Annotated in this window: 9 protein-coding genes; 7 read left to right on the forward strand and 2 right to left on the reverse strand. The window is 67.9% G+C overall.

Features of this window, described 5'->3' with window-relative positions:
• The 3 genes from A5704_RS26965 (at position 1) to gatB (ending at position 3950) form a co-directional block, all read left to right on the forward strand.
• Positions 1 to 1032: an ATP-dependent 6-phosphofructokinase gene (locus A5704_RS26965; RefSeq protein ID WP_067758305.1), complete on the forward strand. Its 1032-nt coding sequence runs from the start codon at positions 1 to 3 to the stop codon at positions 1030 to 1032.
• Between the two features lie 145 nt (positions 1033 to 1177).
• Positions 1178 to 2365: a MinD/ParA family protein gene (locus A5704_RS26970; RefSeq protein ID WP_231969405.1), complete on the forward strand. Its 1188-nt coding sequence runs from the start codon at positions 1178 to 1180 to the stop codon at positions 2363 to 2365.
• 73 nt (positions 2366 to 2438) lie between these two features.
• The gene (gene gatB, locus A5704_RS26975; RefSeq protein ID WP_067891968.1) at positions 2439 to 3950 is read left to right on the forward strand and encodes an Asp-tRNA(Asn)/Glu-tRNA(Gln) amidotransferase subunit GatB; all 1512 of its coding nucleotides are present in this window, start codon (positions 2439 to 2441) and stop codon (positions 3948 to 3950) included.
• Positions 3951 to 4110: 160 nt separating this feature from the next.
• Here the strand turns inward: gatB and A5704_RS26980 are convergent, their stop codons facing one another.
• On the reverse strand, positions 4111 to 5232 hold the full coding sequence (locus A5704_RS26980) for a sorbosone dehydrogenase family protein (protein ID WP_067758311.1): 1122 nt from the start codon (positions 5230 to 5232) through the stop codon (positions 4111 to 4113).
• Between the two features lie 261 nt (positions 5233 to 5493).
• On the opposite strand from A5704_RS26980, the gene A5704_RS26985 reads away from it, so the two are divergent.
• On the forward strand, positions 5494 to 6348 hold the full coding sequence (locus A5704_RS26985; RefSeq protein WP_067758314.1) for a DoxX family protein: 855 nt from the start codon (positions 5494 to 5496) through the stop codon (positions 6346 to 6348).
• Positions 6349 to 6351: 3 nt separating this feature from the next.
• On the opposite strand, the gene A5704_RS26990 is transcribed toward A5704_RS26985, so the two are convergent.
• Entirely contained in the window at positions 6352 to 6708 is a 357-nt protein-coding gene (locus A5704_RS26990) for a PH domain-containing protein (protein WP_067758317.1), read from the reverse strand.
• Between the two features lie 364 nt (positions 6709 to 7072).
• Between A5704_RS26990 and A5704_RS26995 the strand changes: the two genes are divergently transcribed.
• The 3 genes from A5704_RS26995 to A5704_RS27005 form a co-directional block, all read left to right on the forward strand.
• The gene (locus tag A5704_RS26995; protein WP_369828507.1) at positions 7073 to 8890 is read left to right on the forward strand and encodes an acetolactate synthase large subunit; all 1818 of its coding nucleotides are present in this window, start codon (positions 7073 to 7075) and stop codon (positions 8888 to 8890) included.
• Positions 8890 to 9390 (forward strand): acetolactate synthase small subunit, encoded by a 501-nt coding sequence (gene ilvN / locus A5704_RS27000; protein ID WP_067758323.1) that lies wholly within the window; start codon positions 8890 to 8892, stop codon positions 9388 to 9390. The genes A5704_RS26995 and ilvN overlap by 1 nt, the downstream gene beginning before the upstream one ends.
• Before the next feature lie 34 nt (positions 9391 to 9424).
• On the forward strand, positions 9425 to 9767 hold a 343-nt coding region (locus A5704_RS27005), incomplete at its 3' end, for an NAD(P)-dependent oxidoreductase (protein ID WP_197508551.1).

Raw genomic sequence — 9767 nt, forward strand, 5'->3', positions numbered from 1 at the left:
ATGCGGATCGGAGTTCTCACTGGTGGTGGTGACTGTCCGGGGCTGAACGCCGTCATCCGGGCGGTGGTGCGCACCTGCGACGCCCGCTACGGCTCGTCGGTGGTCGGCTTTCAGGACGGGTGGCGCGGGTTACTGGAAAACCGGCGTATCCAACTGCAGAACGACGACCGCAACGACCGGCTGCTGGCCAAGGGCGGCACGATGCTGGGGACCGCCCGGGTGCACCCCGACAAACTGCGCGCCGGGCTGGACCAGATCAAGCAGACCCTGGACGACAACGGCATCGACGTGCTCATCCCGATCGGCGGTGAAGGCACGCTGACCGCCGCGCACTGGCTGTCCGAGGAGAACGTTCCCGTCGTCGGCGTGCCGAAGACCATCGACAACGACATCGATTGCACCGACGTCACTTTCGGCCACGATACCGCGCTCACCGTCGCCACCGACGCAATCGACCGGCTGCACAGCACCGCCGAATCCCACCAGCGGGTGATGCTGGTGGAGGTGATGGGCCGGCACGCGGGCTGGATCGCGCTGAACGCCGGCCTGGCCTCGGGCGCGCACATGACACTGATCCCCGAGCAGCCCTTCGACGTCGAGGAGGTGTGCCGGTTGGTCAAACGCCGCTTCCAGCGCGGAGATTCGCACTTCATCTGCGTGGTCGCCGAGGGAGCCAAACCCATCCCGGGCTCAATCTCGCTGCGCGAGGGCGGGCTTGACGAGTTCGGCCACGAGAAGTTCACCGGTGTCGCGGCCCAGCTAGGTGCCGAGGTGGAGAAGCGGATCAACAAGGACGTCCGGGTGACCGTGCTGGGCCACGTCCAGCGCGGCGGGACGCCGACGGCCTTCGACCGGGTGCTGGCCACCCGGTTCGGCGTCAACGCCGCCGACGCCGCGCACGCCGGTGAGTACGGCCAGATGGTGTCGTTGCGGGGGCAGGACATCGGCCGGGTGGCCCTGGCCGACGCGGTGCGCCAGCTCAAGCTGGTGCCCGAAAGCCGGTACGACGACGCCGCCGCCTTCTTCGGCTGACCCCGCGAAATTCGGCAAACGGCGGGTGGCCCTGGTCTGACTTCGGCCTGGCCAGGGGTTGAATTCGCCCGGCTACCGGCCAGCTGCGGGCCGTTTGCGCAAATTCGTGGTTTCCGGACGGGTTCCCCGCGGTTATACCTCCGGAGTGAGCAACCGCGGTTCGATTCGCGGAGTCGTTCAGCACCCCGCGGCGACGGCGGGGCCGGTGGGCCCGCCGGCCCGTCGCCCGCGACCGCCCGGTTGGCGCGTCGATGCCGATCCGGCGGCCGCCACGATGCCTCAGCCCCATCCTTCGGATCCGGCCATCCGCGGGCCGCAGTTCAGGCCACCCCCGCCCGCGCCCGCATCACGGGTCCCCCCGGTACGGCGGCCCGCGCGACTGCCGGGCGGGACGGCGCTGGACGGTCTCGACCTGCAGGAGCGCGACGGCTCCTCCCGGTTCAGCTGGCGAGAAGTGATCCATCGCCTGACGGGCGTCGATCTGGGCCCCGGCAAAGACGCACGGTACAAAGAGGACTTGCGCAACCGCATCCGCGCTGAGGTGGGCGGGGCGTTTCCCATCGCCGTGCTCAACCTCAAGGGTGGCGTCGGCAAGACCGCTGTGGTGGAGGCGCTCGGGTCGACGTTCGCCGACGCGCGCAACGACCGGATCATCGCCGTCGACATGGACGCCGGCGACCTGGCGGATCGCCACGGCAAGCCCAACGCGCTGGGAATGGCCGAGCTGCTCGCCGACGACACGGTCACGAGCTACCCGGACGTGCGCGCTCATACCTACATGAACAACTTCGGCCTGGAAGTGCTCGGACTGCCCGACTACGCGCACACCGATTGGCGGCTCGAGCGTCATGACGCGGTGAAGGCATTTTCGATCCTGCGCAACCACTATTCGGTGGTGCTGGTGGACTGCGCGAAGGCGCTCAATTCGGGTGTGATGGATGCCGTCCTGCGTGAGGCGCTGGCGCTGGTCGTTGTGACCAGCACGTCCATAGACGCGATTCGGAAAACCGCTACCACTTTGGATTGGTTGGCCAACAACGCATATCAATGGCTGATGCAGTCGACGGTATTGGCGATCAACCACGTGGAGCCGGCCAAGGTGGAACTGCTGGCCGCCAAGGAGCTAGAGCGATTGTCCGCGCGCGTCGGCGCAACGGTGGTGCTGCCGTTCGATCGACACATACACGGCGGGAACCAGATCGAACTGGACCGGCTGAGCAAGGAAAGCCGGCGAAGTTACCTCGAGATGGCGGCCGTGCTGGCCGACATGTTCCCGGGCAGGGGTGGGGAGCCCCACCGGTTCCCCGCGTCGCGCTCACCGCACTGGCCCTGATCGCCCGGCTCCGCCGCGCTGACCCTCTTCGCCCGGCTCCGCCGAGCTCGAGGTCGCCACTAGGATCGGCTGCATGAGTGTTGCTGCCAGCGCCGATCTCATGAACTACGACGAGGTCCTCGCGCGCTTCGACCCGGTACTCGGCCTCGAGGTGCACGTCGAGCTGTCGACCGTCACCAAGATGTTCTGCGGCTGCTCCACCGCCTTCGGCGCCGAGCCCAACACGCAGGTATGCCCCGTCTGCCTCGGGCTGCCCGGCTCGCTACCGGTGCTCAACCGCACGGCGGTGGAATCGGCGATCCGGATCGGGCTGGCCCTCAACTGCGAGATCGTGCCCTGGTGCCGGTTCGCCCGGAAGAACTACTTCTACCCGGACATGCCCAAGAACTACCAGATTTCCCAGTACGACGAGCCGATCGCGATCAACGGATACCTGGAAGCGCCGCTGGACGACGGCACCACCTGGCGGGTCGAGATCGAGCGCGCGCACATGGAGGAGGACACCGGCAAGCTCACCCACCTGGGCAGCGAGACCGGCCGCATCCACGGCGCGACGACCTCGCTGCTCGACTACAACCGGGCCGGTGTGCCGCTGATCGAGATCGTCACCAAGCCGATCGTCGGTGCCGGCGACCGGGCCCCCCAGATCGCCCGGGCTTATGTCACGGCATTGCGAGACCTGTTGCGCGCCTTGGGCGTATCCGATGTCAGGATGGACCAGGGGTCGATGCGTTGCGACTCCAACGTTTCGCTGATGCCCAAGGGTGCCGTCGAGTTCGGCACCCGCACCGAGACCAAGAACGTCAACTCGCTGAAAAGCGTTGAGGTGGCGGTGCGTTACGAAATGCAGCGGCAGGCCGCCGTCCTCGCGTCCGGCGGTCAGATCATCCAGGAGACCAGGCACTTTCACGAGGCCGGGTACACCAGCCCGGGCCGGGCCAAGGAGACCGCCCAGGACTACCGCTATTTCCCCGAGCCCGACCTCGAACCCGTGGCGCCCAGCCGTGAATTGGTCGAGCAGCTGCGCCAGACGATCCCGGAGCTACCGTGGCTGAGCCGCAAGAGGATTCAGGACGAATGGGGCGTTTCCGACGAGGTGATGCGCGACCTGGTCAACGCCGGCGCCGTCGACTTGGTGATCGAGACGGTCAAGCACGGCGCCACCAGCGAGCAGGCGCGCGCCTGGTGGGGAAACTTCTTGGTGCAGAAGGCCAATGAGGCCAACATCGGCCTGGACGAGCTGACCATCACCCCGGCTCAGGTCGCCGCGGTGATCGCGCTCGTGGACGAGGGCAAGCTGTCCAACAAGCTGGCCCGCCAGGTTGTGGAGGGGGTGCTGGCCGGCGAGGGCGAGCCCGGGCAGGTGATGACGGCCCGCGGCCTCGAGCTGGTGCGCGACGACTCGGTGACCCAGGCCGCGGTCGACGAGGCGCTGGCCGCCAATCCCGATGTGGCGGAGAAGATCCGGGGCGGCAAGGTGGCCGCGGCCGGCGCGATCGTCGGCGCGGTGATGAAGGCCACCCGGGGCCAGGCCGACGCGGCTCGGGTCCGCGAACTGGTGCTGGCGGCCTGCGGGCAGGGGTAGCCGGCCCACCAGGAGCAACTCGGCGGGACGCGCGAGACTTCAGCCCATCATTAGCCGAGTCTCGAACGCGATATCACCCGCGATATCGAATTCACGAATCATGTGGTGGTTCGCCCCCGGTAGGGATGTGGCTGCTGTGGCGTGCTCCGGCAGGCCCCAATCAGGTCTTGTCGTCGTTGTTGCGCGGGAAACCGCCGCCCTGCGGGAACAGCGGGAACACCACGTCGTCGAGCTTCTCGGCGTCGCCGGCGGTCTTGTTGACGGTTGCGCCCCAAACGTTTCCGTCCGGGGACATCCGCAGCGCCCACGCGTGGGCGTGGGTGTCCTTGCGGACCACGTCGGGTTCACCGGTGACGGCACCCGTCGCGGGAGCCAGCCGCACTGCGACCGTCAGCTTGGTGTTGATCAGGTTGACCAGCACGGTCCCGTCCATTGCCGCGCAGCCGGCCACGCCGGGCTTGTCCGGCCAGGTCCACACCGTGGAGACCTCGGAGGTCTTGGTGATGCGCTGCAACCGATCCGCCGTCGGCGTGCGGTCGGCGACGTAGAGCGAGCCGTCGACGGGGTCGATGCACAGGCCGCCGCCCGCGCCGACGCCCGACAGCGCCGTCGTCGGCGGGGCCTGACCGATGGTGGTCGGCTGCTCGATGCGAAGCACCTTGCCGGCCAGCGATTTAGGATCCGCCGCCGCCGCGGGGTTACCCGCATCGCCGGTCATCACGACCAGCGTGGTGGGGCTGGTGAAGATCAGCGCGCCGGTGTTCCCGGTGGCGCCCTTGGGGATCCCGGTCAGGATGTCTTTCGGGATGTCGCCGTCGGCCACCCGGATCACCCGATTGTCGGTAGGCGTGCTGACGTAGGCGTACATGAGCCGGTCTTGCGTGTAGGTCGGCGACAGCACGATGTCCATCAGCCCGCCGTCCCCGGAGGGGTCGACCGGGATGACCATCTTCACCTTCGGCTCGGCGCTCACCGAGATCTCCTTGACCGCGCCGGTGGTGCGCTCGGCGACCAGCGCGGTTTTGCTGTCGGGACCCATGATCAGTCCGCTGGTGCTCTCCAGGCAGCCCTGCATCACGCCAGGAGCCGGGCACGCCTTGGGGAACGGCGTCGGCGGTAGCGGCGGCGGTGGGGGAGGCGTCGAACTGGGTTGGGGCTTGAGTTCGGGGTTGGTGGTGAACGGCTGCGACTGGGCGTCGTTGAATCGTGCGCAGCCGCTCGCGACGAGCACCACCGCGCAAAGCGCGGCGAACCCGCACCGAACCGAGCGCCCTAATCGCATGACCGACAGGCTACGGATAGTGCGGCCGCCCCCGCCACACGCATGCGCTGCCCGCCCGGCGCGACGCGATCCGAGCGCGCCCGGGAACGGCCCACGGGCGGCGCCTGGCCCCCGTTTTGCGGCCGGATTGGGCCCTGCGTCGCCCCGCGGAAGGCGTTTTCAGGCCGATCTGGACGTGTTCGGCGGGCAAACCGCCGATTGCCTGGCGAAAGCGCCGCTCAAATCCCCAATTCGGCGGCAAATGCCCTTACCCTGACACGCGTGACCAGTCAACCGAATGACGGACATTGGCAGCGGCCCGGCGAATCCCCGGAGCCAACTCCAGGTCGCCCCGCGACGGCGCGTGTGGTTGACCCCGAAGACGATCTGACGCCCGTCGGCTACCCCGGCGACTTCAACCCCTCCACCGGAACCACCACCGTCATCCCCTACATGGGCGACCACGCCGGCGGGTCCAGCGCGGCGGGGTACAACGTGCTCGACCAACAGGAGCCGTTGCCCTACGTCCAGCCGCAGGCATCGCGGCACGCAGCGGCCGAGCCCGCCGAGATCGACGCGGACGAACACCACGGCCGGCTGCACGAAGTGGGCCGCCGTGGAACCCAGCACCTGGGTTTGCTGATCTTGCGGGTCGGGCTCGGTGTCGTGCTGGCCGCCCACGGGTTGCAGAAGCTGACCGGCTGGTGGGGCGGCTCCGGCGTGGGCGGGTTCAAGAACTCACTGTCCGACGTCGGCTACCAGCACGCCGACATCCTGGCCTACGTCAGCGCCGGCGGCGAGCTCGTCGCGGGCGTTCTTCTGGTGCTCGGTCTGTTCACCCCGGTGGCCGCGGCCGGCGCGCTCGCCTTTCTGATCAACGGCATGCTGGCCACCATCACCGCGCGGCCGCATCCGCACAGCTTCACGTACTTCCTGCCCGACGGGCACGAATACCAGATCAGCCTGATCGTGATGGCCGTCGCGGTGATCCTGTGCGGGCCGGGCCGCTACGGCCTCGACGCGCGACGGGGCTGGGCGCATCGGCCCTTCATCGGGTCGTTCGTCGCGCTGCTGGTCGGCATCGCCGCAGGCATCGCGGTGTGGGTGCTGCTCAACGGGGTCAACCCGATCGCCTGACCCTCACTGATACGGGTTAGGCACCCGTCCCGAGCTGGCCTCGGTCAGCTGCGGCAGCGTCGCGAACGTCACCGCGGGCAGGCGCACCTCCGCGCCGCTCTTGAGGTGCGCGCGTGCCCAGGAACCCCGATGGAAGCGCAGCCCGTCGATGTCATCCCAGTCCACCGTCTGGCTGCCCAGCAGCGTGCGGACCGTCACGCCTCGATCGTCGGCGACGGTCCGCAACCGGACGATCAGCGCCGACAGCAGCACGGGGATCACCAGCAGTGGCGCCGAGGGCGGCCAGAGCATCACCGGGATCAGCAGCCCGAGGGTGAAGAACCCGACGGCCAGGTGCGCGATCGGGGACACCTTGATCACGACGGGTGTGTGGGAAGACGAACCGGTAGCCACCCGACCATCATTTCACCCGTCGCGGGGGGCCGGATCTGTGCGCGGGCCACGGGGCGCGGATTTGACTGCTGAGCTGTGCGAAGGCTACCGTCGGACGTTATGGATACCGCCGGACAGCCCGGGATGCTCGTAGTAATTAGTCGGCGCGTTGGTGCCTGACTAGCCTCTTCGGCATTTGAAGCTATCCAGACCAACGCGCAACCCTCGTGCAGCAGAAGAGCTGTCGGGGGTTTTTTGTTGCCCCCAGCGAGACTCCCAGAGTGAATAAGGACGAAAGACAGTGAGCGCACCCACCAGGCAGCACGCCACCCAGCCGGAGCGTGCCGCCGACATCGCCACGGACGCGGCGGAAACGCCGGCAGCCGCCCCCGCACGGAAGCCGAAACGTGTTGGGCCCGAGAAACTTACCGGCGCACAGTCGGTGATCCGGTCGCTGGAGGAGCTCGACGTCGAGGTCATCTTCGGGATTCCCGGCGGCGCCGTGTTGCCGGTTTACGATCCGCTGTTCGACTCGAAAAAGCTTCGCCACGTGCTGGTTCGGCACGAGCAGGGCGCCGGTCACGCCGCGAGCGGCTACGCCCACGCCACCGGCAAGGTCGGGGTGTGCATGGCGACGTCGGGCCCCGGCGCCACCAACCTGGTCACGCCGCTGGCCGACGCCCAAATGGACTCGGTGCCCGTCGTCGCCATCACCGGTCAGGTCGGTCGCACGCTGATCGGCACCGACGCCTTCCAGGAAGCCGACATCTCGGGCATCACGATGCCGATCACCAAGCACAACTTCCTGGTCCGCTCCGGCGACGAGATCCCGCAGGTGATGGCCGAGGCGTTCCACATCGCGTCCTCCGGCCGCCCCGGCGCGGTGCTGGTCGACATCCCCAAAGACGTGCTGCAGGGGCAGTGCACGTTCAGTTGGCCGCCGCGCATGGACCTGCCCGGCTACAAGCCGAACACCAAGCCGCACAACCGGCAGATCCGCGAGGCCGCCAAGCTGATCGCCGACGCCCGCAAGCCGGTCCTCTACGTCGGTGGTGGCGTCATCCGCGGGGAGGCGACCGAGCAGCTGCGCGAGCTGGCCGAGCTGACCGGCATCCCGGTGGTCACCACCCTGATGGCGCGCGGGGCGTTCCCCGACAGCCACCGCCAGCACATGGGCATGCCCGGTATGCACGGCACCGTCGCCGCGGTGGCGGCGCTGCAGCGCAGCGACCTGCTGATCGCCCTGGGCACACGCTTCGACGACCGGGTGACCGGGAAGCTCGACACCTTCGCGCCCGAGGCGAAAGTCATTCACGCCGACATCGACCCGGCCGAGATCGGCAAGAACCGCCACGCCGACGTGCCGATCGTCGGCGACGTCCAAGCGGTCATCACCGACCTGATCGCGATGCTGCGGCACTACGACATCCCCGGCAGCGTCGACATGACGGAGTGGTGGGCCTATCTGGACAGCGTTCAGTCCACCTACCCGCTGAGCTACGACCCGCAAAGCGACGGCAGTCTCGGCCCGGAATACGTCATCGAGAAGCTCGGCCAGATCGCCGGGCCCGACGCGGTGTACGTCGCCGGGGTGGGCCAGCACCAAATGTGGGCCGCGCAGTTCATCTCGTATGAGAAACCGCGCACCTGGATCAACTCCGGTGGGCTGGGCACCATGGGGTTCGCCATACCGGCCGCCATGGGGGCCAAGATGGCTCGCCCGGAGGCCGAGGTGTGGGCCATCGACGGCGACGGCTGCTTCCAGATGACCAACCAGGAGCTGGCCACCTGCGCCATCGAAGGCGTGCCGATCAAGGTGGCGCTGATCAACAACGGCAACCTGGGCATGGTGCGTCAGTGGCAGACGCTGTTCTACGAGGAGCGGTATTCGCAGACGGACCTGGCCACGCACTCGCATCGCATCCCCGACTTCGTGAAGCTCGCGGAGGCGCTGGGCTGTGTCGGATTGCGTTGCGAGCGTGAGGAAGACGTCGAGGACGTGATCAACGCGGCCCGGGCGATCACCGATCGTCCCGTGGTGATCGACTTCATCGTCGGCGCCGACGCGCAGGTGTGGCCGATGGTCGCCGCGGGCACCAGCAACGACGAGATCCAGGCCGCCCGCGGCATTCGCCCGCTCTTCGACGACGAGAGCGAAGGGCACGCCTGATGCACACGCACACGCTGTCGGTGTTGGTGGAGGACAAGCCCGGTGTGCTCGCCCGCGTGGCGGCTCTGTTCTCCCGGCGCGGTTTCAACATCGAGTCGCTGGCCGTCGGGGCCACCGAGCAAAAGGACATGTCGCGCATGACGATTGTGGTCAGCGCGGAGGAGACCCCACTCGAGCAGATCACCAAGCAGCTCAACAAGCTGATCAACGTCATCAAGATCGTCGAGCTCGACGACGGGGCCGCGGTGTCCCGGGAGTTGGCGCTGATCAAGGTGCGCGCCGACGCGGGCAGCCGCAGTCAGGTGATCGAGGCGGTGAACCTGTTCCGCGCCAAGGTGATTGACGTATCGACTGAGGCGCTGACGATCGAGGCTACCGGTGACCGCGGCAAGATCGAGGCGCTGCTGCGGGTGCTGGAACCGTTCGGCATCCGCGAGATAGTCCAATCGGGAGTGGTGTCGTTGTCCCGCGGTCCGCGCGGCATCGCCACGGCCAAGTAACACACAAGGAGATATTGAAACAGTGGCACTAGAAATGTTCTACGACGACGACGCAGACCTGTCGATCATCCAGGGCCGCAAGGTCGGCGTCATCGGGTACGGCAGCCAGGGGCACGCGCATTCGCTGAGCCTGCGCGACTCGGGTGTGCAGGTTCGCGTCGGGCTCAAGGAGGGTTCGAAGTCGCGGGCCAAGGTGGAGGAGCAGGGCCTGGAGGTCGACACGCCCGCCGAGGTGGCCAAGTGGGCCGACGTCATCATGCTGTTGGCGCCCGACACCGCGCAGGCGGACATCTTCAAGAACGACATCGAGCCCAACCTCAAGCCCGGTGACGCGCTGTTCTTCGGGCACGGTCTCAACATTCACTTCGGTCTGATCA

The organism is Mycobacterium sp. E735 (assembly GCF_001666955.1).
In the GTDB taxonomy this organism is placed as follows: domain Bacteria; phylum Actinomycetota; class Actinomycetes; order Mycobacteriales; family Mycobacteriaceae; genus Mycobacterium.

What these genes read in the sequence shown, in the direction of transcription:
- gatB (WP_067891968.1), top strand. Translation starts at nt 2,439, where the DNA reads ATGAGTGTTGCTGCCAGCGCCGATCTCATGAACTACGACGAGGTCCTC.
- ilvN (WP_067758323.1), top strand. Translation starts at nt 8,890, where the DNA reads ATGCACACGCACACGCTGTCGGTGTTGGTGGAGGACAAGCCCGGTGTG.
- A5704_RS26965 (WP_067758305.1), top strand. Translation starts at nt 1, where the DNA reads ATGCGGATCGGAGTTCTCACTGGTGGTGGTGACTGTCCGGGGCTGAAC.
- A5704_RS26980 (WP_067758311.1), bottom strand. Translation starts at nt 5,232, where the DNA reads ATGCGATTAGGGCGCTCGGTTCGGTGCGGGTTCGCCGCGCTTTGCGCG.